Source organism: Flavobacteriaceae bacterium GSB9, from assembly GCA_022749295.1.
Classification (GTDB): domain Bacteria; phylum Bacteroidota; class Bacteroidia; order Flavobacteriales; family Flavobacteriaceae; genus Flavisericum.
Genome location: CP062007.1, coordinates 632,920 through 655,903 on the forward strand (window position 1 = coordinate 632,920; position 22,984 = coordinate 655,903).

25 protein-coding genes are annotated in these 22,984 nt (G+C 36.4%); 12 read left to right on the forward strand and 13 right to left on the reverse strand.

Going from position 1 to position 22,984, the window contains the following annotated elements:
• Nucleotides 1-13: 13 nt before the first annotated feature.
• The 3 genes from GSB9_00560 (at nucleotide 14) to GSB9_00562 (ending at nucleotide 3,602) form a co-directional block, all read left to right on the forward strand.
• Nucleotides 14-1,171, forward strand: coding sequence for a THUMP domain-containing protein (locus GSB9_00560; protein UKM64013.1), 1,158 nt, complete (start codon nucleotides 14-16; stop codon nucleotides 1,169-1,171).
• Nucleotides 1,172-1,229: 58 nt separating this feature from the next.
• Nucleotides 1,230-3,002 (forward strand): ABC transporter ATP-binding protein/permease, encoded by a 1,773-nt coding sequence (locus GSB9_00561; protein UKM64014.1) that lies wholly within the window; start codon nucleotides 1,230-1,232, stop codon nucleotides 3,000-3,002.
• A gap of 78 nt (nucleotides 3,003-3,080) precedes the next feature.
• Nucleotides 3,081-3,602 carry a DinB family protein gene (locus tag GSB9_00562; GenBank protein ID UKM64015.2) on the forward strand — a complete coding sequence of 174 codons (522 nt, stop codon included), beginning with the start codon at nucleotides 3,081-3,083 and terminating at the stop codon, nucleotides 3,600-3,602.
• A 21-nt stretch (nucleotides 3,603-3,623) separates the two neighbouring features.
• Here GSB9_00562 and GSB9_00563 read toward each other — a convergent pair whose 3' ends face one another.
• Nucleotides 3,624-4,832 (reverse strand): multidrug effflux MFS transporter, encoded by a 1,209-nt coding sequence (locus tag GSB9_00563; protein ID UKM64016.1) that lies wholly within the window; start codon nucleotides 4,830-4,832, stop codon nucleotides 3,624-3,626.
• A gap of 100 nt (nucleotides 4,833-4,932) precedes the next feature.
• On the opposite strand from GSB9_00563, the gene GSB9_00564 reads away from it, so the two are divergent.
• From GSB9_00564 to GSB9_00566, 3 genes are all read left to right on the forward strand, one after another.
• Nucleotides 4,933-5,517 (forward strand): Crp/Fnr family transcriptional regulator, encoded by a 585-nt coding sequence (locus tag GSB9_00564; protein ID UKM64017.1) that lies wholly within the window; start codon nucleotides 4,933-4,935, stop codon nucleotides 5,515-5,517.
• A gap of 96 nt (nucleotides 5,518-5,613) precedes the next feature.
• Nucleotides 5,614-6,192, forward strand: a complete 579-nt coding sequence (locus tag GSB9_00565; GenBank protein UKM64018.1) for a YceI family protein — start codon at nucleotides 5,614-5,616, stop codon at nucleotides 6,190-6,192.
• Nucleotides 6,193-6,313: 121 nt separating this feature from the next.
• Complete coding sequence (locus GSB9_00566) at nucleotides 6,314-6,967, forward strand: acyloxyacyl hydrolase (GenBank protein UKM64019.1); 654 nt, start codon at nucleotides 6,314-6,316, stop codon at nucleotides 6,965-6,967.
• Between the two features lie 29 nt (nucleotides 6,968-6,996).
• Here the strand turns inward: GSB9_00566 and GSB9_00567 are convergent, their stop codons facing one another.
• The 5 genes from GSB9_00567 to GSB9_00571 are packed head-to-tail and all read right to left on the reverse strand — an operon-like array spanning nucleotide 6,997 to nucleotide 12,223.
• Nucleotides 6,997-8,547: an acyl-CoA carboxylase subunit beta gene (locus GSB9_00567; protein ID UKM64020.1), complete on the reverse strand. Its 1,551-nt coding sequence runs from the start codon at nucleotides 8,545-8,547 to the stop codon at nucleotides 6,997-6,999.
• Nucleotides 8,548-8,552: 5 nt separating this feature from the next.
• Nucleotides 8,553-9,992: an acetyl-CoA carboxylase biotin carboxylase subunit gene (gene accC / locus GSB9_00568; GenBank protein UKM64021.1), complete on the reverse strand. Its 1,440-nt coding sequence runs from the start codon at nucleotides 9,990-9,992 to the stop codon at nucleotides 8,553-8,555.
• A gap of 1 nt (nucleotide 9,993) precedes the next feature.
• Nucleotides 9,994-10,482 (reverse strand): acetyl-CoA carboxylase biotin carboxyl carrier protein subunit, encoded by a 489-nt coding sequence (locus GSB9_00569; GenBank protein UKM64022.1) that lies wholly within the window; start codon nucleotides 10,480-10,482, stop codon nucleotides 9,994-9,996.
• Between the two features lie 57 nt (nucleotides 10,483-10,539).
• On the reverse strand, nucleotides 10,540-11,094 hold the full coding sequence (locus GSB9_00570) for an NUDIX domain-containing protein (protein UKM64023.2): 555 nt from the start codon (nucleotides 11,092-11,094) through the stop codon (nucleotides 10,540-10,542).
• 40 nt (nucleotides 11,095-11,134) lie between these two features.
• On the reverse strand, nucleotides 11,135-12,223 hold the full coding sequence (locus tag GSB9_00571) for a M42 family metallopeptidase (protein ID UKM64024.1): 1,089 nt from the start codon (nucleotides 12,221-12,223) through the stop codon (nucleotides 11,135-11,137).
• A 102-nt stretch (nucleotides 12,224-12,325) separates the two neighbouring features.
• On the opposite strand from GSB9_00571, the gene GSB9_00572 reads away from it, so the two are divergent.
• Genes GSB9_00572 through GSB9_00574 form a run of 3 tightly spaced genes read left to right on the forward strand, consistent with a single transcriptional unit; the run spans nucleotide 12,326 to nucleotide 14,129 of the window.
• A complete protein-coding gene (locus tag GSB9_00572) occupies nucleotides 12,326-13,009 on the forward strand; it encodes a DUF4294 domain-containing protein (GenBank protein ID UKM64025.1) in 684 nt (227 codons plus the stop codon).
• Nucleotides 13,010-13,636, forward strand: coding sequence for a hemolysin III family protein (locus tag GSB9_00573; GenBank protein ID UKM64026.1), 627 nt, complete (start codon nucleotides 13,010-13,012; stop codon nucleotides 13,634-13,636).
• Nucleotides 13,637-13,676: 40 nt separating this feature from the next.
• The gene (locus GSB9_00574) at nucleotides 13,677-14,129 is read left to right on the forward strand and encodes a GNAT family N-acetyltransferase (protein ID UKM64027.2); all 453 of its coding nucleotides are present in this window, start codon (nucleotides 13,677-13,679) and stop codon (nucleotides 14,127-14,129) included.
• A gap of 16 nt (nucleotides 14,130-14,145) precedes the next feature.
• Here GSB9_00574 and GSB9_00575 read toward each other — a convergent pair whose 3' ends face one another.
• The 3 genes from GSB9_00575 to GSB9_00577 form a co-directional block, all read right to left on the reverse strand.
• Nucleotides 14,146-15,390 (reverse strand): mechanosensitive ion channel family protein, encoded by a 1,245-nt coding sequence (locus GSB9_00575; protein UKM64028.1) that lies wholly within the window; start codon nucleotides 15,388-15,390, stop codon nucleotides 14,146-14,148.
• Entirely contained in the window at nucleotides 15,390-15,680 is a 291-nt protein-coding gene (locus GSB9_00576) for a DUF3817 domain-containing protein (protein UKM64029.2), read from the reverse strand. The genes GSB9_00575 and GSB9_00576 overlap by 1 nt, the downstream gene beginning before the upstream one ends.
• A gap of 77 nt (nucleotides 15,681-15,757) precedes the next feature.
• A complete protein-coding gene (locus GSB9_00577) occupies nucleotides 15,758-16,375 on the reverse strand; it encodes a VTT domain-containing protein (GenBank protein ID UKM64030.1) in 618 nt (205 codons plus the stop codon).
• Nucleotides 16,376-16,648: 273 nt separating this feature from the next.
• Between GSB9_00577 and GSB9_00578 the strand changes: the two genes are divergently transcribed.
• Nucleotides 16,649-18,775, forward strand: a complete 2,127-nt coding sequence (locus GSB9_00578) for an elongation factor G (protein UKM64031.1) — start codon at nucleotides 16,649-16,651, stop codon at nucleotides 18,773-18,775.
• A 19-nt stretch (nucleotides 18,776-18,794) separates the two neighbouring features.
• Nucleotides 18,795-19,175 carry a hypothetical protein gene (locus GSB9_00579; GenBank protein ID UKM64032.1) on the forward strand — a complete coding sequence of 127 codons (381 nt, stop codon included), beginning with the start codon at nucleotides 18,795-18,797 and terminating at the stop codon, nucleotides 19,173-19,175.
• A 357-nt stretch (nucleotides 19,176-19,532) separates the two neighbouring features.
• Here GSB9_00579 and GSB9_00580 read toward each other — a convergent pair whose 3' ends face one another.
• The 3 genes from GSB9_00580 to GSB9_00582 are packed head-to-tail and all read right to left on the reverse strand — an operon-like array spanning nucleotide 19,533 to nucleotide 21,174.
• Nucleotides 19,533-19,922 (reverse strand): RidA family protein, encoded by a 390-nt coding sequence (locus GSB9_00580; GenBank protein ID UKM64033.1) that lies wholly within the window; start codon nucleotides 19,920-19,922, stop codon nucleotides 19,533-19,535.
• Between the two features lie 27 nt (nucleotides 19,923-19,949).
• A complete protein-coding gene (locus GSB9_00581; protein ID UKM64034.1) occupies nucleotides 19,950-20,687 on the reverse strand; it encodes a hypothetical protein in 738 nt (245 codons plus the stop codon).
• Entirely contained in the window at nucleotides 20,674-21,174 is a 501-nt protein-coding gene (locus tag GSB9_00582) for a MarR family transcriptional regulator (protein UKM64035.1), read from the reverse strand. Before GSB9_00582 ends, GSB9_00581 begins: the two co-directional genes overlap by 14 nt.
• Nucleotides 21,175-21,377: 203 nt before the next feature.
• On the opposite strand from GSB9_00582, the gene GSB9_00583 reads away from it, so the two are divergent.
• Nucleotides 21,378-22,280: a DUF6268 family outer membrane beta-barrel protein gene (locus GSB9_00583; protein ID UKM64036.1), complete on the forward strand. Its 903-nt coding sequence runs from the start codon at nucleotides 21,378-21,380 to the stop codon at nucleotides 22,278-22,280.
• An 86-nt stretch (nucleotides 22,281-22,366) separates the two neighbouring features.
• Here GSB9_00583 and GSB9_00584 read toward each other — a convergent pair whose 3' ends face one another.
• Nucleotides 22,367-22,966 carry a CDP-alcohol phosphatidyltransferase family protein gene (locus GSB9_00584; GenBank protein UKM64037.1) on the reverse strand — a complete coding sequence of 200 codons (600 nt, stop codon included), beginning with the start codon at nucleotides 22,964-22,966 and terminating at the stop codon, nucleotides 22,367-22,369.
• Between the last annotated feature and the right edge of the window lie 18 nt (nucleotides 22,967-22,984).

Consider the following 22,984-nt stretch of genomic DNA (forward strand, 5'->3'; position numbering starts at 1 on the left):
TCAGACTAAAAAAATGGAAGAAAATTTTAATATGGTCGCCAAAACCTTATTTGGCTTTGAAGATTTACTAGAAAACGAACTTAAACAACTTGGAGCGCAAAGCATAAAAAAGGGTGTTAGAAACGTTGCTTTTGTTGGTGACAAAGGGTTTATGTACAAGGCTAATTTGGGGTTACGAACCGCAATAAAAATATTAAAGCCCATTCATTCCTTTAGCGTTAACAACGAAAAGGACCTTTATAATAAAATTTACGCCATGGATTGGAGTAAGTATTTAAAGCCAACGGGGACTTTGGCCGTAGATGCTACTATTCATTCGCATTTGTTCTCGCATTCGTTATACATCGCTCAAAAAACAAAAGATGCTATAGTGGATAAATTTCGTGATGCTTCAGGGCAGCGACCTAATGTTGATTTAAAGTTTCCTGATCTTAAAATAAACTTGCATGTAGATAGGAATCGTGTTACAGTATCGTTAGATTCATCGGGCGATTCTCTTCACAAGCGCGGTTACAAAACGGCTACCAATATTGCACCTATAAACGAGGTGCTGGCGGCTGGAATGGTTATGTTTTCTGGTTGGGATGGCCAGTGCGACTTTATGGACCCAATGTGCGGAAGTGGTACCATACTTATCGAAGCGGCCATGATTGCCTGTAATATTCCGCCAAACCTGATGCGTAAAGAGTTTGCTTTTGAACGTTGGCCAGATTGGGATGTAGACCTTTTTGAAAAGATTGAAGAATCGCTGTTAAAAAAAACACGCGATTTCCATTACAAAATAATAGGCTTCGATAAAGCTCCGAGTGCTGTTTTTAAAGCTACAGAAAATGTTAAAAATGCACAATTGGAAGATTTTATTGAAATACGTCGTGAAGATTTTTTCAAAACCCCAAAAACCGGAGACAATAAGCTGCATATGGTGTTTAATCCGCCATACGGCGAACGCTTAAATATTGAAATGGAAAAATTTTACGCCAAAATTGGAGATACCCTAAAACAAAATTATCCGGGTACAGATGCTTGGTTTATAACCAGTAATTTGGATGCATTGAAATATGTAGGGTTGCGACCTTCAAAAAAAATTCAATTATATAATGCAAAACTCGATTCGCGTTTAGTTAAATACGTTATGTACGAGGGAAGCAAGAAAAGTAAGCATTTAAAGTAATGCTGTATTTCTAGTTTTCAACTATTAACAATTAAAATTTCCTCTTAATAATTTATTGATGTCTGCCTCAAAACCAATTAATAAAAATCAAAACGATTCTAAATCCAAGGTAACCATGGCGCAAGCCTTCAAAACTATTATTTGGCCTCGGCGGAATTTAGTTTTTATTGGTCTTATTTTAATTGTTATTAGGAGTTTGTCGGGATTAATATTGCCTTGGCAAAGTAAAGTTTTGTTAGATGAAGTTGTGCCAAGTAAAGATCTAAGTCAAGTTTACAACTTAGTAGCCATTGTCTTAATGGCTATTTTTGTACAGGCTGTTACATCGTTTGCTTTAACGCGCATTTTAAGTGTTCAGGCACAGTATCTCATCAGCGAATTGCGTGCTCAAGTACAAAAAAAAGTGTTGTCTTTGCCCATTAGTTTTTTCGACAATAACAAGTCCGGAGCCTTGGTTTCTCGAATAATGACAGATGTTGAAGGTGTTCGAAACTTAATTGGCACGGGCTTGGTACAATTGGTTGGCGGCACGGTAACTGCGATTGTTTCATTAATAATTTTAATAAAACTAAATCCGTGGATGACGCTTTTTGTATTTGTGCCACTTTCTATTTTTGGGTATATCGCATTACGGGCGTTTAAATACATTCGGCCCATCTTTAGAAAACGCGGAAAAATTAATGCCGAAGTCAAAGGCCGACTGACTGAAACTTTAGCTGGCGTGCGTGTTATAAAAGCATTTAATGCTGAAAATCAAGAAAATGAAGTGTTTGAAAAAGGGGTAGATAAACTCTACCAAAACGTTAAAAAAAGCTTGACCGCTACGGCGCTTATGACCTCTTCTTCAACATTTTTAATAGGCGTAGCAACCACAGGCATCATGGGCATTGGTGGGTATTATATGATGCATGATGAAATGACTACGGGTGACTTTCTGTTTTTCACTCTAATTCTAGGGTTTATGATTGCACCTATTGTTCAAATGAGTAATATTGGCAGCCAACTCACCGAAGCTTTAGCAGGATTAGATAGAACCGAAGAATTAATGAACATGGCTGCAGAAGCCGATGATACTGAAAGATCTATTGAATTGGAACATCTAAACGGCGATATAGAATTCCATAACGTTTCATTTGCCTACGAGACCGATAAAGAGGTGCTTCATAACATTAGTTTTAAAGCCCCTGCTGGTTCCGTTACGGCTTTGGTGGGAAGTTCAGGCTCTGGAAAATCGACTATAGCTGGGTTATCGGCTACGTTTTTAAATCCTAAATCAGGAAAAGTGACCATCGACAATCAAGATTTATCTCAAATAAAACTGGAGAGTTACCGTAAATATCTTGGTGTGGTTCTTCAAGATGAATTTTTATTTGAAGGTACCATAAGGGAGAATATTATGTTTCCAAGGCCCAATGCTTCAGAAAAGGAACTTCAGGATGCCATAAATGCTGCATTTGTTAACGAGTTTACAGATAGATTTGAAAACGGACTTGATACTTTAATAGGTGAACGTGGCGTTAAACTTTCTGGCGGACAACGGCAACGCCTGGCTATTGCCCGTGCTATTCTAGCTAACCCGAAAATTATTATTTTAGATGAAGCTACTTCTAATCTAGATACCGAAAGTGAAGCACTCATTCAAAAAAGTTTAGGCGAACTTGTTAAAAACAGGACAACCATTGTTATCGCGCACCGCTTAAGTACAATTCGGAAAGCAGACCAAATTTTAGTAGTTGAAGCGGGGCGTATTGTTGAACGTGGCACACACCATGAGCTTATGGCAAATGCTGGAAGGTATTTTGATCTGTACACCTACCAAGCGAAAATTTAATGGTTTTGTGCTTCCTAACATATTCACCTTAGTTTGTCGATATTAGTTTAAATTTGTTTATAACTATAAAGGACATATATGATGAACATTACCGATCTAAATACAACCGAATATGCAAATTATTACGCCAATTATCTGGATTTGGTACCGAAAGAAACCACGTTAATTGAAGGCTTTAAGAAAGGGTTCCACAGTGTGTTCGAGTTCTTTGAAAACATTCCCGCTGTTAAATTGAATTATGCCTATGCCCACGAAAAATGGAGCGTTAAAGAAGTCTTTCAGCACTTAATAGATACCGAACGTATTTTTCAATACCGCTGTTTTTGCATAGCTAGACAAGACAAAACGCCTTTACCCGGTTTTAATCAAGATGATTATATAGTACCATCAGAAGCTAAGAACAAAAGTATGGATGCGCTTGTTGCAGAGTTTAAAACAGTACGCTTAAGCTTTTTAACCTTGCTGGAGTCTTTGAACGATAGCGATTTAAAATCCGTTGGAAATGTGAGCGGTAATGCCATGTCTGCTCGGGCTGCTGCCTTTATTGTTTTAGGACATTATCTATGGCACATAGACATCATAAGTAAACGCTATTTATAAACATAAAAGCATAAAATGGATTTATGCCAAACTCACACTTGGTTTCTGTCTTTTTAGAAAAATAAATACGAGTAATGAAAGTATTCCAAAAACAGAAAATCCAACAAACAAGGGTAAAACGGATGTTTTAATGAAACTTCCAATGTAGTTGGCTATTGGTACAGCCAAAACCGTCGATAAAAAACCATTTATTGCAGCTCCTATACCGGCTATGTGTCCAAGAGGTTGCATGGCCAATGCTCTTAAATTTCCAAAAAGAAAACCGACTGCAAAAAATTGTAGTGCAAAAAAGCCTAATAAAATGTAAATGCTCGGGTTGTTTCCAGACCAGAATAAAACAACATAAAAAACAGATATTAGGGCATAGGCTATACAAGCGGTAAACGCAATACGCATCATACCAAATTTAACAACAAGCCTACTGTTTATAAAAGTCGCCAAACCGATAGAAATAGCCAGACTTGCAAAAATATAGGGGAACATTTCTGCAAGGTTGTATTGCTCTTGAAATATTTGCTGCGAGGTACTCAAATACACCATAAAAGAACCAGTAATAAATCCTGAAATTAATGTAAAAGCAATGGCGCCTTTGTTTTTGAAGAACTCTTTTGTACCATCAACAAACAGGCTCGACGAAAATTTAATGCGCTTTTCTTTTTCGAGGGTTTCTGGTTGTCTGGACCAAAACCAGAACATAATCAACATACCAAAAATCAAGTTGAAATAGAATACAGATTCCCAACTAAAAAATTGCATCAAAAATTGCCCAAGGGTGGGGGCTATAACAGGGACTAAGAGGAAAAACATGACAATTATAGAAATTATTTTAGCCATGTAATCGCCACTAAATTCATCCCTAACCATCGAAATACTAATAGTTCTGGCTGAAGCTAATCCAAAACCTTGCAACGTTCTACCCACAATCATTAACTCGAAATTCGTAGTACTTACGCAAATGATACTGGCTATTATAAAAATAATGAATCCGGTATATACCAATGGTTTTCTTCCAAAGCTATCCGACAAAGGCCCTAAAATTAACTGTCCAAATCCAATACCTAAAAAAATCATAGTGATGAGTAATTGGTTGTTGGCTACACTCGTAACACCTAAAGATGCTCCTATTTCTGGTAATGCAGGTAACAAGGCATCGATAGAAAGGGCTACAATAGACATTAAAGCAGCCATTAAGGCTACAAATTCAAACTTGAAATGTTGGGGTTTATCCATGCGGCAAAATTACATGATTTAAATTCTTAAAAAACCGATTAACCATTTATTAACACAATGCTATTATTGTTAAATTTGATGACTGAATAATACGCAAAGCATGAACATAAAGCCACTTTTAGAATATATTGGAAACAACGTTGACCTAACAGAAGAGGAGGAAGCTTTTTTAGAATCTAAAGTAAATTATAGAAAGTATTTAAAAGGCCAATATGTAGTCCAACAAGGTGATGTTTGTAAAATTGAATGTTTTGTAGTTTCGGGGTGTACCAAAATGTTTCACATGGACGAAGCAGGGCAGGAGCACATTGTCATGTTTTCAATTGAAAATTGGTGGACCGGGGATATGGGAAGTTTTATAACCCAAACGCCATCCGATTTTAATGTGCAATGTATCGAGAACACCGAATTGATTCTGTTTCACCATGATTACATTGAAGAACTTTATGCCAAAATACCCAAGCTGGAACGTTTTTTCAGAAAAATAATAGAACGTGCCTTTGCCGCCTCACAAAAACGTATTGTTAGAAATTTTAGTCTTTCAGCAAAAGACAGGTACCTGTACTTTAACAGCCAATATCCAGAAATAGAGCAACGTATCCCGCAGTATATGATTGCTTCTTACTTGGGCATTACCAAAGAGTTTCTGTCTAAAATTAAAAACGAAATTGCCCTAGAGCGATAAATGTTAATCTAGTTTAACATCATTTGTTAAACTACTTCATTTCCCAAACCAGAACCCTTCCTGATATTTGCACTGTAGAATAAAAAAACAAAAACAATGAAAAATACAGTTAAAAAATTAGGCTTAATGGTTATCGTTGCATTTGCAGCTTTTTCATTCACCGAAATCAATGTTGTTAATAAAGAGGTGAAAATTGAAGAGAGCAATGTAGTTTGGAAGGGTTACAAAGTTACAGGAGCTCACGAGGGTACCATTGAAATTAAATCTGGCTCTTTAGCTTTCGAAGATGATAAATTAATAGGCGGTGAGTTTGTTATAGATATGACAACCATCAATACTACAGATTTAGAGGGCGAGTACAAAGGAAAATTAGATGGGCACTTAAAATCTGATGACTTTTTTGGTGTAGAAAACTATCCTACAGCAAAACTGGTTTTCAAAAAGGTTGAAGCTTCAGGTAAAAACGCCTATAATGTAAATGCAGATTTAACTATAAAAGGAAAAACAAACCCAATTAGTTTTACTATTTCAATTTATGGTAATAAAGCAACGGCTAATTTAAAAATAGACCGAAGCAAATATGATGTACGCTACGGTTCAACCAGCTTTTTCGATAATTTAAAAGATAAAGCTATTTATGATGAATTCGATTTAATTGCAGACTTGCAATTCTAATTAATTGCTTGAAAAAGAAAAATTAAGATTGATTAATAGCAGAAGAGCACCTAAACAGGTGCTCTTCTTGTTAGTTTAATCTTTATATTTGCGCCCTGTTGACCTGTATCGGAAAATCAAAATGTTAAGTAAAATTTATAGTAAAATAAGCTATTTTTGCGTTACGCTATGCGTTTTGATGTTTCTTCCTGATCAAGTACATACACAGATAAATAAGGAACATATTAAAATAGGCTTTGCATCAGGCGTCGGTTCGCAAAGTAGATACCCTTTTAACCAGAGCGATTACACACACGAGATTTTATTTTATAAAGGACAAATCAACTTCACTTTAAAAGAGAAAAGAAGGTGGGCTTACGAACTCCATATAGAGCCAGGGTTTAATACTATAGAACATCAGTTATTAAATAAATGGTTTGTCAAAGAGGATGATTACAAAAATTATGAGGAAAAAAAGGAGCTCTTCCTAAAAAAAAGATCCATAAATGAATATGTGCTAAATTTCGGTTTCGCTGTTAGATATACTATTATAAAAAACTTCAGTTCTTATGTTATAGGTAGTGTTGGCCCTATGATTTCCGACAAAGCTACCGAACGGCTAGCCAAAGGGTATGCCTTCTCGGATGTGTTAGGCCTTGGGGTATCTTACCAAATAGAAAAATGGCAATTGGGCTTTAGGTATTCCATCAGGCATACGTCCAATCTAGACATGAAGTACCCAAACAGTGGACATAATACCACGAACACCGAGTTTTCAATTCTATATCAATTATAAGTTTTTGTTATTAAACAAAGAACGTATTATCATAGCGGAATATTACCATGTTTCCGTTTCGGCCTTTCTACGCTTTTATTCTCTAATGAAGCAAAAGCTTTAAGAAGTTTCTTTCTGGTGTTTTTAGGAAGTATAATTTCGTCAATAAAACCACGCTGTGCAGCTCTGTAGGGATTAGCAAAGGTTTCGGCGTATTCGGCTTCTTTTTCTGCCAATTTTTCTTCAGGGTTATCAGAATGGGCTATTTCTTTTCTAAAAATAATTTCACTGGCACCTTTGGCACCCATAACAGCGATTTCAGCTCCTGGCCATGCATAATTATAATCGGCTCCAATGTGTTTTGAGTTCATCACATCGTATGCACCACCATAAGCTTTTCTGGTAATAAGAGTGACTCTGGGAACAGTAGCCTCACTTAGAGCATACAACAGTTTTGCTCCATGAACAATAATACCGTTCCATTCTTGGTCGGTGCCAGGTAAAAAACCGGGAACATCAACTAAAACCAATAACGGAATATTGAAACAATCGCAAAAACGTGTAAAACGCGCCGCTTTTCTGGAACTATTAACGCCTAAAACACCTGCAAAGGCCATGGGTTGATTGGCCACAATGCCAACACTTTGCCCTCCTAAACGGGCAAAACCAACAATAATGCTACCCGCAAAGTCTTTGTGGATTTCATAGAATGAGTCCTTGTCTATAATTCCCGAAATAACAGCATGCATATCGTAAGGTTTATTGGGATTATCGGGAACGATATCCGATAGCACATCGCATATTTCATCATTTAATTCAATACGTTCCTTTTTTGGTTTTTCTTTATTGTTTTGAGGCAAATAGCTCAACAATTTTTTTACGTCCTCTAAGCATTGTACATCATTAGACGATGTTTTGTGCGCCACCCCAGATTTAGTAGCATGAGTAGATGCACCACCCAACTCTTCGCTGGTAACCTCTTCATTGGTTACGGTTTTTACCACATTAGGACCGGTAACGAACATGTAGCTGGAATTTTCAACCATTATCGTAAAATCAGTCATGGCAGGAGAGTACACAGCCCCACCAGCACAGGGTCCCATAATAGCCGATATTTGGGGAATAACCCCTGAGGCCTGAACATTTCTATAAAAAATATCGGCATAGCCACCAAGTGAGCGCACACCTTCTTGAATACGTGCCCCTCCTGAATCGTTTAACCCAATAATGGGCGCACCTACTTTTACGGCTAAATCCATGATTTTACATATTTTTTCGGCATGGGTTTCAGAAAGTGAGCCCCCAAAAACCGTAAAATCCTGAGCATAAACATAAACCAATCGACCATTAATGGAGCCGTGACCCGTTACTACACCATCACCAAAATATTTTTGGTCGGCCATCCCAAAGTCTGTCGTTCGGTGCGTCACCAGAGCTCCAATCTCATCAAACGATCCTTCATCCAATAAATAGTCAATACGCTCACGAGCCGTTAATTTTTTATTGGCGTGTTGTTTATCAATACGCTTTTGGCCACCTCCCAAATGGGCTTGGTCAATGTATTTATTTAGTTTATCAATCTTATCTTGCTTAGATTCCATAGTAATTATTGAGGTAGTCGTAAAATTTTACGGTCTTTTAAATATTGTTTTAGCCCAATCATAGCAGCTAATTTAGCTTTGTCTTCCATTTGAATTTTTATGTGCTCAGGGGCGTAATGAAGTTTTACGAAATTAGTATCGAAGTGTCCAGAGCGAAAAGCATCATGTTCACAGACATACTTCCCAAACTGAAGCGTAGTTTCGACACCTTCAATTTTATAATTGTCGATGGCTTTTATCATCAATTGAATGGCTTCTTCTCGGGTTTTCCCATAAGTGATTAATTTTGAAAGCATGGGATCGTAATAAATAGGCACATCCATACCTTCTTCAAAACCATTATCCACCCGAATACCATCACCTTCAGGTATTTTATAAGTACTTAAATGTCCTACACTTGGTAAAAAATCGTTCAACGGATCTTCGGCATAAACGCGTAATTCTAAAGCATGACCATAAATTTCTAAATCGTCTTGTTCTATATTAAGTTTTTCGCCTCGAGCCACTTTAATTTGGAGTTCCACTAAATCGACTCCGGTAATCCATTCCGTAACGGGGTGTTCTACTTGAAGGCGAGTATTCATTTCTAAAAAATAGAAATTGTGGTTGTCATCCAATAAAAATTCTACGGTACCGGCGCCTAAATAATCACACGATTTAGCCACTTTGATGGCTGCTTCTCCCATTTGTTTCCTTAGTTTGGGCGTTAAAATAGAAGATGGCGCTTCTTCTACTACTTTTTGATGCCGTCGCTGTATACTGCATTCACGCTCAAAGAAATGTAAATAGTTCCCATGGCTATCGGCCATCACTTGAATTTCAATGTGTCGGGGAGCAGTTACATATTTTTCAATAAACACGGAGCCATCGCCAAAAGCCGATTTAGCTTCACTGATGGCACGTTTCATCTGAGACTCTAAATCGCTTTCCTTTTCAACCACACGCATACCTTTTCCGCCACCGCCAGCAGAAGCTTTTATTAAAATTGGAAAACCAATGTTGCGGGCTATTGTCTTGGCTTTAATGACATCGGTAATAGCCTGATCAATACCCGGCACCATAGGGATGTTATACTCTTTTACTGCTTCTTTGGCGGCGAGTTTGCTTCCCATTATTTTAATGGCCTTAGATCGCGGACCAATAAACGTGATATTATTTTGTTCGCACAATTCGGCAAAAGCTGCATTTTCACTTAAAAAACCGTAACCGGGATGAATACCGTCAACATTTAATTTTTTAGCTACTTCAACAATTTTATCGCCGCGTAAATACGATTCGCTGGATGGCGGCTCTCCAATACAAACTGCCTCGTCTGCAAATTTAACGTGAGGTGCATTTCTATCTGCAGTAGAATAAATGGCCACGGTTTTAACGCCCATTTTTCGAGCTGTTTTCATGACACGAACCGCAATTTCGCCTCGATTTGCTACTAAAATTTTTTTCATTTTATGCTTCAAATTCTATGAGTAGTTGGTATTTTTCAACAGCATCACCTTTCTTTATGGCGATAGATTTGATAACGCCATCTCTAGGCGATACCATACTGTTTTCCATTTTCATGGCTTCTAAAATAAAAAGTTGGTCGTTTTCCTTAACCTCTTGGCCCACTTCAACATTAATTTCTAAAATTAACCCCGGCATAGGTGCTGTGATGGAATCAACTAATTTTGCATCACCAGTAGCAAAGCCCATATCTTTAATCAAGACATCCAAATCGTCAGAAATCAGCACGTTAAAGGTGTCGTTACCAATTTGTACTTGATAGGATTTATCGTAGAAATTAGAAGACATTATTTTAGCCTGGTATGACTTGTGTTCTTGGATTATGTGGTATTCAGTTTTGGAAGTTTGCAAAACATCTAATTCAGAAATGTCTTGCTCTGAAATATCAAAATCGATATCTGAATTCACATTGACCTTAAAATTCTTACTCATACTTTAAAAATTGGTAGTAGTAAATATAAGAATTTTACCTTGTAGTTTCAATGGACTTTATGGAAGCATATTTTTTATTTCATTGATAACGAACTGATAATAGGCTTTATTTGAAGCCACGAAGTGATTATTGTCGTCGTTTATATTGTTTATAAGCGATTGAAATTCCTGAACACTCACTAACCGTAATGACTCGACTTCATCTTCTTGTGGCGTTAACTGAGAAATAGGACACGTTAATTTAGCTATAAATGTATTATGGAATTCATTGTCTTGAATACCATTTCCATAAGACTGAAAGCACTCAAAAACACCTATTTTCTCCAAGTCGCTTTTAGAAATGGTTAATCCAATTTCTTCTTTTGTTTCTCGAATAGCAGCTTCTTCAACAGTTTCGCCAGCATCGATATGGCCAGCCACGGAAACATCCCACATTAACGGACAGATTGTTTTCTTTGCAGAGCGTTGCGATAAAAGAACTTCACCATTTTGTGTATAAAACCAAATATGTGCCGTATGGTGGTAATAACCTTTTTGGTGGATAACCGATTTTAGTTCTGCACGTCCTAAAAGTTTCCCTTTTTGGTCAGCTATATCAATGTATTCATCCATATTTAAAAAAGATTCCCGCACAAAGCGGGAATCAAACATTTTATTCGAAATAACTAAATTTCTCACCTTCTTTTATTCGAAGTAAGGTTTCGTAAATCAGTTTAATAACGTTTTCTACATCGTCTTTATGCACCATTTCAACCGTGGTGTGCATGTAACGTAACGGTAATGAAATTAGGGCAGAAGCTACACCACCATTACTGTAAGCAAAAGCATCGGTATCGGTACCCGTGGCCCTTGATAAGGCTGAACGCTGGAACGGGATTTTCTTTTTCTCGGCAGTTTCTGTTATTAAATCGCGCAATTTTTGTTGAACCGCAGGCGCATACGCTACTACGGGTCCTTTACCCATTTCCATTAGCCCCTCTTTTTTCTGTTCTATCATTGGGGTTGTGGTGTCGTGTGTTACGTCGGTAACAATAGCTACATTAGGCTTTATGGTTTGGGTAATCATCTCGGCGCCGCGCAAACCAATTTCCTCTTGCACAGCATTGGTTATGTACAATCCAAAAGGGAGTTCTTTTTTGTTTTCTTTTAACAATCGTGCTACTTCGGCAATCATAAACCCGCCCATACGGTTATCGATGGCACGGCAAACCAATTTATCGTCATTTAAAATATGGAATTCATCGGGATAGGTAATGACACAGCCCACATGAACGCCTAGTTTTTCTACTTCTTCTTTATTGGCACAACCACAATCAATAAAGATGTTATCTGGTTTTGGTGCTTCTTCTTTACTCTTATCTCTGGTATGTATTGCTGGCCAGCCAAAAACGCCTTTAACAATACCATTTTTGGTATGGATATTCACCACTTTACTCGGTGCTATTTGGTGGTCACTACCGCCATTTCTAATCACATAAATTAATCCGTTATCAGAAATATAATTAACGTACCATGAAATTTCATCGGCATGCCCCTCAATAACCACTTTGTATTTTGCTTTTGGATTTATCACCCCAACCGCTGTTCCGTAGGTGTCTGTAATAAACTCATCCACATAAGGTTTAAGGTAGTCCATCCACAATTTTTGCCCCGTCCACTCATACCCCGTAGGAGCGGCATTGTTTAAATATTTCTTTAAAAAGTCCATCGACTTTTTGTTAAGTATGCTCTTTTTCGCCATGTATTAAAGTTTTGCACTAAAATAATAATATCTATATAAAAAAATGTTTTACAGCCTGTAAATTCTTAATTTTGGCATACTAAATGCTCCAATGTTATACATATGAATTATTTAAGATATATATTCCTCCTTATCCCTGCTTTTGTGGTAGCTCAGGTGAATGATGTCGAAACTGATTCTACCAGTGTTGAATATCTAATAATAGAAGGGGATTCGGTGCCTAGAACAGCTATTGACTTAGATGAAGTCATGCTATTGCATAAGTTGAAATTTGACAGCAGAAAAGATCGTATCCGGTATTTAATTCTTCGACGAAAAACCATAAAAGTTTACCCTTATGCCAAGTTAGCTGCCGAACGTTTGGATTCTATGAACAAGCGTATGGCCACGCTAAAACGTAACCGAGATAAAAGACGATACACAAGGCGCGTACAAAAGTATATTGAAGGGGAATTTTCGGAAGAACTAAAAAAGATGACCCGTACCGAAGGACAGATTCTCGTTAAACTAATTCACCGCCAAACAGGAACGACAGCTTTCGATTTGGTGAAGAAACTAAGAAGTGGTTGGCGGGCCTTTTGGTACAACACCACCGCTAGTATGTTCGATATTTCCCTGAAACGTGAATTTGACCCTATGAATGTTAAGGAAGATTACCTTATTGAAGATATTTTACAGCGAAATTTTCAAAGTGGACGCATAGAACGACAAACACCAGCGGTAAAGTTTGATTTTTACGAGTTGACCAATAAATGGGTGTTTTCTGAAAAGCACAGTACAGATTAAATGCGAATACAAACGGCATTAGAGGAAAAACTAAACGCCATTTCGCATGGCTTAGGCGCTCTATTGGGCATCGTTGCCTTAATACTACTTATTTTTAAGAACACCAACAAAACCGATTGGAGTTTATTTAGTGTTATTATTTATGGAGTTTCAATTGTTGTGTTATTTACAGCCTCGACGTTTTACCACACAGCAGAAAGCGAACGGCGAAAACATATTTTTAGGGTTATCGACCACATTAGTATTTACTTTTTAATTGCTGGTACGTACACCCCTGTTTTACTTATTTCGTTGATAGAAAGCAAAGGGTGGCCATTATTTTTTACGGTTTGGGGTATTGCCTTGTTTGGAGTGGTTTTAAAGCTTTTTTATACCGGAAAGTTTGAAATATTTTCAACATTACTGTATTTGGTGATGGGGTGGTTAATTGTTTTTGATTTTTCAAATTTGGCAGACATTATAGGTAGCCAGGGTATTTTGTTATTATTTGCTGGGGGTTTGGCCTACACTTTGGGCATTGTTTTTTATGTCATTCAAAAAATACCATATAATCATGTTATTTGGCATTTATTTGTTTTAGCTGGCGCTATTTTTCATTTTTTCATGATTTATTTTTATGTTATTTAATATGATTGAAATTGTACCTGCAAAAAGCCGTCCCCATTTCTTGAAAATAGAAGAACTAGCCGATGTTATTTGGCGAGAACACTATATCCCGATTGTAGGAAAGCCACAGATAGATTATATGTTGGAAAATTTTCAGTCGGAAGAAGCTATAAAAGACCAAATAGCTAACGGATTTGAGTATTTCCTATTAAAATACAACCAAAAACATGTGGGGTATATTTCTGTAAAACGAGAGGAATATGCCTTGTTTTTAAGCAAAATTTATGTTTTAAGTGCTTATCGCGGCCTAAAAATAGGAAAAGCCGCTATGCATTTTGTTGAAAAAAAGGCTCAAAACTATCAATTAGAGCAAGTTCGGTTAACCGTTAACAAGTACAACAAGAAAGCTATTGAAGCCTATAAAAAGCTTGGTTTTAAAAATATAGGACCTTTGGTAACCGAAATAGGCAATGGATTTATTATGGACGATTACCAATTGGTGAAAAGCGTTTAATCCTTTTTCTAGTTAATTACTTTTTAAACACTGTATTGCTGGGCAGTTCAAAAATTTCCAATTCAAAATAGGGGAGTGCCGCAATCAAATGGTCAAAAATATCAGACATGATATATTCATAATTCTCCCAGCGTTTATCACTACTAAAAGCATAGATTTCTAATGGAATACCTTGAGTTGTTGGTGCCAATTGCCGGGCCATAATCATCATGTCTTTATTAATGGCCGAGTGCTGTTTTAAATATGAATCAATATATTTTCTGAAAACCCCCAAATTAGTCAGGTTTCTACCGTTTAACAGCAATCCTTTATTGATGTTATTTTCGGTATTATACGATTTTATATCGCTTTGGCGGGTTTCTAAATACGAAGTTAGCAATTGAATGTCTTTCAGCTTTTCAACATCGGCATCGGTTAAATATTTAACGCCATCTTGTTTGACGCACAGAGCCCGTTTTATGCGACGGCCATCCGAATTGGTCATACCACGCCAGTTTTTAAACGAGTCGGAAATTAAAGCGTAAGTAGGGATCGTCGTAATAGTTTTATCAAAATTTTGGACTTTAACTGTAGCTAAAGTAATTTCAATAACATCACCATCGGCGCCATATTTTTCAAAAGTCACCCAGTCGCCAATGCGAACCATATCGTTAATAGATACTTGTATGCTCGCCACAAAACCCAAAATAGTATCCTTAAATACCAAAATAATTACCGCAGAAGCGGCCCCCAACCCGGTGATGAACTTTATAAAATCGGTTTCGGTGATAATAGCCAAACACGAAAAAATGCCAATCACCCAAGCAAAAATCATAAACACTTGAATGTAACTCGCTATAGGCTTGTCTTTAAACTGCTTAAGGGTCTTCAGGTAATCTTTTACTGTATGCAATAAACTACGCACAATCCATAAAGCAAGTACAATACCAAATACTATCAATCCCTTTTCGGTAATTTTTTCATAGTACTGAAAATCAGTAAGTACAATAGGGACAAATTCCAAAGCAATAAGCAACGGAACAATGTGTGCAATGTTTCTAGGCGCCTTGTTGGCAACCATTAAATCATCAAAATTGGTTTTAGATTTAGACGCAAATTTCGAAAACATGCCAATGAGCAGCTTTCTAACAATAAAATCGACTATAAAGAGTAAAATGAATAAACCTACTAAAAGCACTAGCATATTCATATATTTTGCTACGGTTTCGGTAGTACCTAAACTGATAAAATAATCGTATAATAAATGCTTTATGCGTTCCATTATTTTGAGGTTTTTAGGAATTTCTTATCTACATAAAAGGTTCCGAAAGGAATAACCGAAGCCATTAAAACCACCAAAAATGTTCTGTTGTTCCAGTTGTAATCCTTTCTGATTATTACGGCCATAGCGATATAGGCAATAAATAAAAGACCGTGTGGCATGCCCAGTAATTTTACATATTGGGGGTCGTCTCCAAAATATTTTATAGGTGTTGCTATAAAAAGCAAAAGAATATAGGAAACGCCTTCAAGAAGCGCCACAAGACGGAATATATTTTTAAATGAAAACATGTTTATTTGTTTAGTGCAAAAGTATGTTACAAGGCTCAAAAAGCGATACGTTTTATGACTTTTTTATGGAAACTGTTTTAAACGACATTAAAAATTAATAGGCCGTAAATTGCAAAACGGAGTAATCGTAATGCACCGTAAAGCATCACATTTCTAAACGGAAAATTGATGATGCCCGCCGCAATACATGAAATTGAAAAGGGTAGTGGCAATAAGGCACCAACGACAATTAGAAAACCGCCCCATTTTCTGGAGTTTTTCAATTGCTTTTGCATTTTAACTTCCATGTAATTATGAACCTTAGGAATATTAGTAATGGTGCGCCCCATCCAATACGACAAGAGTCCGCCACTGTAAGACAGCAAGGCCAAAAGTATTAGATATAACCATGGTGCGTACATTTTACCCGCCCATGCGATAAAAATCTCAGGTGGAATAAGACCTAAAAGCGTTTCTGAAACAAAAAAGAAACTCAATACACCGTAAGCCGGCAATATTTCGGTAAGATGTGCTAGTCCTGAATTAATATCAAAAAAATGATTGAGCACGTAAATAATAACAACAGCACCAATAATGTACGGTAAAGCTTTTTTAACAGCTTGCCAAACAAACGAATAAAAACCGGTATAGCTGTAATACTGATGCAGTAATTGCAGTCTAGACTTTGATGATTTTGTTTTTTCTTTCGATTTCATGCTTTTGGGGCCTTAAAAAAGGGAAATGCGAAAATAATAGATTACACCTTTAATTAAATACTTTTTCGATTATTTAACATGATTTTAATGAATTATAACGTTATGAAGCACAATTACAAAAGTTTGACATATGTCATATTATACCCTGTTTATTGTTGCTACATTTAATGACAGAATTACACGCATTTAATTATCCCCTACAATACTTGGTCATTTATTTTGTTGACTACAAGCGTGTTAAATGAAGACTAAAAAACCAAAACACGATAAGACATGAAAATATACGACGAAAAACACATCAAAAATATTGTTTTTGTGGGAGCCCATGGCAGCGGAAAAACAACACTATCTGAAACCATGCTCTTTGAAGCTGGTTTAATAAACAGAAGGGGAACCATAGCGGAAAAGAACACCATTTCCGATTATCACGACATAGAGCAGGAGCGAGGTACATCGGTTTTTGCCACACCGTTGCATACCGAGTGGCGCAATTACAAAATCAACATTATTGACACTCCGGGACTCGACGATTATATTGGTGAAATCATTTCGTCCATTAGAGTGGCCGATACGGTAGTTAATGTAATTAATGCCAAACACGGTTGTGAAATTGGTACAGAAATCATTTGGAACTATATAGACAGGTACCATAAACCCATGGTATTTGTTATTAACCAAATTGACCATCAAAGTGCCGATTTCGAACAAAGTTTCCAAAGTTTAATAAAGCTGGTTGGCAATAATGTGATAAAAGTTCAATATCCTATAAAAGTTGATGGCGCTCAAGGCATTATAGATGTTTTAAAAATGAAGCTCTATAAATTTGGGCCAGAAGGTGGAAAACCCGAAAAATTGGAAATCCCGGATTCTGAAAAAGAAAAAGCCAATGCACTTCACAACGAACTTGTTGAAAAGGCTGCCGAAAACGACGAAGAACTCTTGGAACTCTTCTTCGAAAAAGGCACATTGAACGAAAATGAGATGCGTCAAGGTATTAAGGCAGGAATGTTAAATCACGATTTATTTCCTGCCTTTTGTGTTTCTGCACTCAATGATATGGGGAGTGGCCGCTTAATGGGCTTTATCGATAATGTAGCGCCGTCAACCGTCGACTTAAAACCAGAACAAAGCATAGAAGGGAAGGCCGTTGAACATAAAAAGGATGCACCAACCTCATTATTCGTTTTTAAAACTTTCCATCAGCCTAATTTAGGCCAGATTACATTTTTTAAAGTGAATTCTGGAACAGTAAACGCTAACGATAAGTTTATCAATTCCAATAATGGGGAAACTGAAACCTTTAACCAGCTGTTTATTATGGATGGTAAAAGCCGAAATAGTATAACCCAGTTGGCCGTTGGGGATATTGGTGCCACCCTTAAGCTTAAACACACTGAAACGGGAGACACCTTAGCTGAAAAGGATTTTGAGGTTACCATGAAACCCATCAAATATCCTGAATCACGTATAACAAAGGTGGTTTATACGAACAATAAGAACGATGAGGAAAAACTGAGTGAGGCTTTGAAGAAAATTCACAGTCAGGATCCTACGGTTGTCATTAATTTTTCAAAAGAAACCAAACAATTGTTACTGGGTTGCCAGGGCGAACTGCATTTGGCCACGGTAAAATGGATGCTGAAAAACCTTTATAACATTGAAGCCGAATTCAAACAGCCTAAAATAGCTTATAGAGAGACTGTACAACGCTCTTCAACAGCTAATTATCGTCATAAAAAACAATCTGGTGGATCGGGGCAATTTGCGCAAGTACATTTAAAAATAGAACCATGGTACGAAGGTATTGAAGAACCCGAAGGCTTTAATATAAGAGGTAAAGAAGTGGTTGCATTACCATGGGGCGGCACCTTAGTGTTTTATAACTGCATTGTTGGTGGCGCCATAGATTTACGTTTTTTACCATCGGTGATGAAAGGCGTTTTGGAAGTTATGGAAGCGGGGCCTTTAACACAATCGTACATTCGTGATGTACGTGTTATGGTTTACGATGGGAAGATGCACTCGGTAGATTCAAACGATATTTCCTTTAAAATAGCCGGGGCACACGCCTTTAAATCGGCTTTCTTAAACTCCAATCCCAAGTTATTGGAGCCCACCAACAAACTCACCGTTAAAGTGCCAGAAGAAATGGTTGGTAGTGTGATGACCGATTTACAATCCAGACGCGCCATTATACAGGGTATAGAGAGCGAAGGGTCATATCAAATATTAAAATGTGCTTGTCCGGCAGCAGAACTCTATGGCTATTCCACGGCCTTACGGTCGTTAACACAGGGCAGGGCCACATTTAGCTCGGTATTTGCCTCGTACGAACCCGTACCATCAAATGTGCAGGCCGAATTAATGAAACAAACCCATTTAGAAACATTAGAAGTTTAATTATATAAAACCAAAAGACATGCAGACGACAGTATCATATTTAAGTGATCTCAAGTTCAATTTAGAAACTTGGAAAAGAGAATTACGCTTTCATTTTAATGAAATGGACACCTTTGAAGATAAGTTAGAAGAAATTGCCGCTAGGGAATTTGATAAACGGGCTAGGTTACAAATAGAACAGTTTCAAAATAGAATAGAAATAGAACGCAACGAAATATCAAAATTAATGCACCGCTGTAAAAGCAAAATGAACAATTTGCACGCCTTAGATTTAAATGAATCGATTGATGGAAGTTTATTGCACAAACAAAAACCGTTAAAAGACGATATGCGCCAGTACATAAAATTGCATTACGACCTTAAGGAAGACATGATGGATTTCTTTTCGCAATGGCTGTAATTACAATTTAAAAATTATCATTCAATTTTTTTTAGTCAAATAAACGCGGCTGCTGTAAAAACAGGAACCAACTAAATATTTATGGCCGTGTTTTATTTTACTTTTATATTATGCTTATTTATTACCAACCCCATAATACCATTTAGATTTAGTTCCTACATCTTTAATAAACAAGGTAAGTCACAAAAATACTATTTTACATAATGTAAATTATAGTACACTTTTAATTATGGATTATCCAGTGGATGATTCATAATTAAAACAATCATTTTCTAGGACATCCTTCGTAAGTTTGCCACAAGAGTATAAAATTTTCCCTGACTCAAATCAATGCCCTAAAATATCCTTACTGATCTATTAAGATGTAGAAATAGCATCTACTTCAATTTCAATCAACCAATCTGGATTAATAAAGCAAGATACTTCCATAATAGTGTCCACAGGTTTTATGGTTTTAAAATACGACGCTCTTACTTCGGCAGCAGCTTTCCAATGGTCTATATTAGTTAATAACATTCGTGTTCTAACCACATCATTTAAGCTTGAGCCTGCTTTTTCCAAAGCCAGTTTAATCGTTTCCAAGCATTGTTTGGTTTGCAAAGAAATATCTCCAATGCCTACGGTGTTTCCATTGGCATCCATAGGTGCTGTTCCTCCTATTGTAATATATGGGCCAACCCGAACTGCACGACTAAATCCTACAATATCTTCATAAGGACTACCACTTGAAATTAATTTTCTTTTCATACCTTATATTTTTAGATGTAAATAAAATCAATCGTTTTTCATTCTACGCATTTGTTCATTTGCTGTCTTGAAAATATTTCTGATGATATCACCATTAGAAGGTTCTTCAGTAAGTGTTTCTGGATCCCACTGACTACGTTCAGTAGCAAAGAAATCACCTCCGTAAATATGCAATCCTCCTGTAAATCTAGGAAGTGGGTTTGTTACAGAATGAATGGCACTTGTATTTAATGTTGCCACATCTCCAGCAAATAAACATCGAACATCATCTGCTTCTAAACTGCCCTTATTTCGTTTCCAAATGATATTGTCTTCTCTTCCTGTATATATTCCAATATTTGCCCACATATGGTGGTTGTGTGGCATTAAGTTCATTTGAGGTGTCCATGAAGCTGCGAAAATGGTTAAGTCTTTTGAACGCAAAAATACCTTCAACCCTGCTTCTTTAGGTTCTCCAATTGCTTTTAGCATAGCTTGATGATCGGAAACACCTCTGGCTAATGCTTCTTTTACCGCGCCTTGTGGATTAGAATCTTTATTGGCTGCAATACAATCTTCTATAAATTTTTGCATTTCAATCAATTCCATTTCCTTAACAGGGATGATTTTCTCTCCATGGTCTAAAGCATCTACGGGAACTTCTGTTATTGCAGGCGCCATGAAGGAAGGAAGTGCTGCAAAACTTAACCCCAATCCTAAAGTTCTTATCATACCTCTTCTAGTAATCTCTGGGCTTCTTTGATCTGTATTTTTAAGATTTTTCATTTTTTTGGTTTTTGTATTCGTTATAAAAGCGTTCGTTAAGAGGTGTGTTTTTTAAAGATTCCTCTATTTCATCAAGATGCTTTAGAATAGATACGTCTTTTTTTAATATTTTATATATAGCATCCTCGCAACTATTCCATATGTGTTCTAATTCAGGGAGTAGATCAAAAGATTTTTGGGTGAGTTTAATATTTTGTTTTCTTTTATCGGTAGTATCTTTTTCAGAAACGATATATCCTTTAGCAGCCATTTTTTTGAGCATAACTACCATAGATGGATGGGTATAACCTAGCTGTTGAGCCATTTCGACCATAGTTAACATGTTGTAGTCTCTTAATAATTTGAATACTAAGTGCCAACTTGGTTCAACATCCATATCAACTTGTTTAAAGAATTTTCTTGTATCGTGAGACATTCTATCACTAATACGTTTTAACCTATTGTCTAAAGCCCTGTAACCTTGCTCTTTTATGAAATCTATTTCCATTTGTAAAATTTAATATAACAAAGATAATAAATATAGCTAGCTAACTACATAGTTGATTAAATAATTTTTAATTGAACACTTTTTACTTCATAAAGCTTTATACTGCTCTTTTATCTAAATCGGAAAGTATAATAGAAGTATTAAGGTATTTTGATGGACACTAAGGGTTTTAATTATGTAAATTGTAACCCAAATAAAAATACATGAAGTATATAGCGTATATTTTAATGATTCTTTTTTGTTGTCAAGGATTGACACAAAACTATTTTGATATCGCCCATATAAGTTACACCAATACGCCATCAAACCATTTTGAAGTTTCCGAATCAGAAACCACCGTTGAAGAATTAGCACTAGAACTTAATTTTCCAATTGTTATTAATGAGAAAACCTCGCTGTTAACAGGTTTTTTTACCAATAAAACCAAAGTAAGACTAGATGCCAACATGCCAAGCCGTAACTTAAATGTTTTAGGATTAAACCTTGGTATTAATAAAACATTAAGCGAATCATGGTCCGCCACTTTTATGGTGTTTTCTAAAATAGCGTCTGACGAACTTAAGCTTTCTAAAAACAACCATCAGCTAGCATTGTTATCATTATTCACAAAAACAAAGCGTAGCGATTTAAAATATAAATATGGTCTATATGCAAATACCGAAAACTATGGATGGATTGTTGTGCCCATTTTTGGAGTGTATTATTTGAGTAATAACAAGAAATTTGAAGCTAATTTATACTTGCCTATTAATGGCGATATTAATTATAAAATAAATGAAAAATCTTGGGCAGGCATGCGGTTTGATGGACTTGGAACCACGTATAACTTAAATGATCAGAGTTATAGTGATAATGGGGCTTATGTTTCTAAAACCTCCAATGAATTGGTTGGTTACTTTAGATATAAGCTAAGTAAATCGCTGTATGTAAATGCCAAAGCGGGCTATGCCATAATTCGAAACTATAGGGTGTTTGATTCTGACGATAAAATAGATTTATCTTTAGCCTCCATTTACTTTGGTGACGACCGAACCCAACTTAATGAACGCTTTAGAGACGGTGCTGTTTTTAGGATTGAATTATTTTATCGATTTCACTTCAAATAAGCACTAACATTTTTGTAAACACGGCAGAAACCAAAAGCTCCTCTCCTATACCTAAAAAAGGATATTGCCAACTTGAATAATATTATTTAGCCATTTAAATACACGTTCCGCTTAATTTTTATCCCTTTTCTTATTAAGTATGCATGGTAAGCACTGGGAATATCGTGTGTCCATTTGGGTAAAATAAGTGTTATTAGTATTCTATCGACATGTGAAATCAATCCCATAATAATGGCCATAGCAAACGGAATTCCGGCATGGTTAAACCCTATTAAAGACGTAAAGGCCACCAACAAGGTTATGCCCCAAATTTTAGAAAGAATGGCATGGGTACAGGTTTCTCGTTTAAATTTTATGATACTAATTACATAACAAGCTATTTCCATACCCAAGATTGTCCAGATTACAATGGCGTTATCCGAAATTAATTTTGGGTGTAAAATCCATGTAGCAAAACCAATGGACAGCCAAAATATCATATCGGTCTGGCTATCCATTCGCCTTAATTTAGCTGATGATATATCTTGTTTTCTTGCAATTATGCCATCTAATATATCAGAAATGAGCCCTAAATACATGAGTACCAAAATTATGGTTTTGGCACTTTCCCCATTAAAATAGGCTAATGCCAAAATTATGGGCGCCAACAATAACCGGAACAGTATCAATAAAATGGGTATGTTCATTTTAAAATCGCTTTTGGG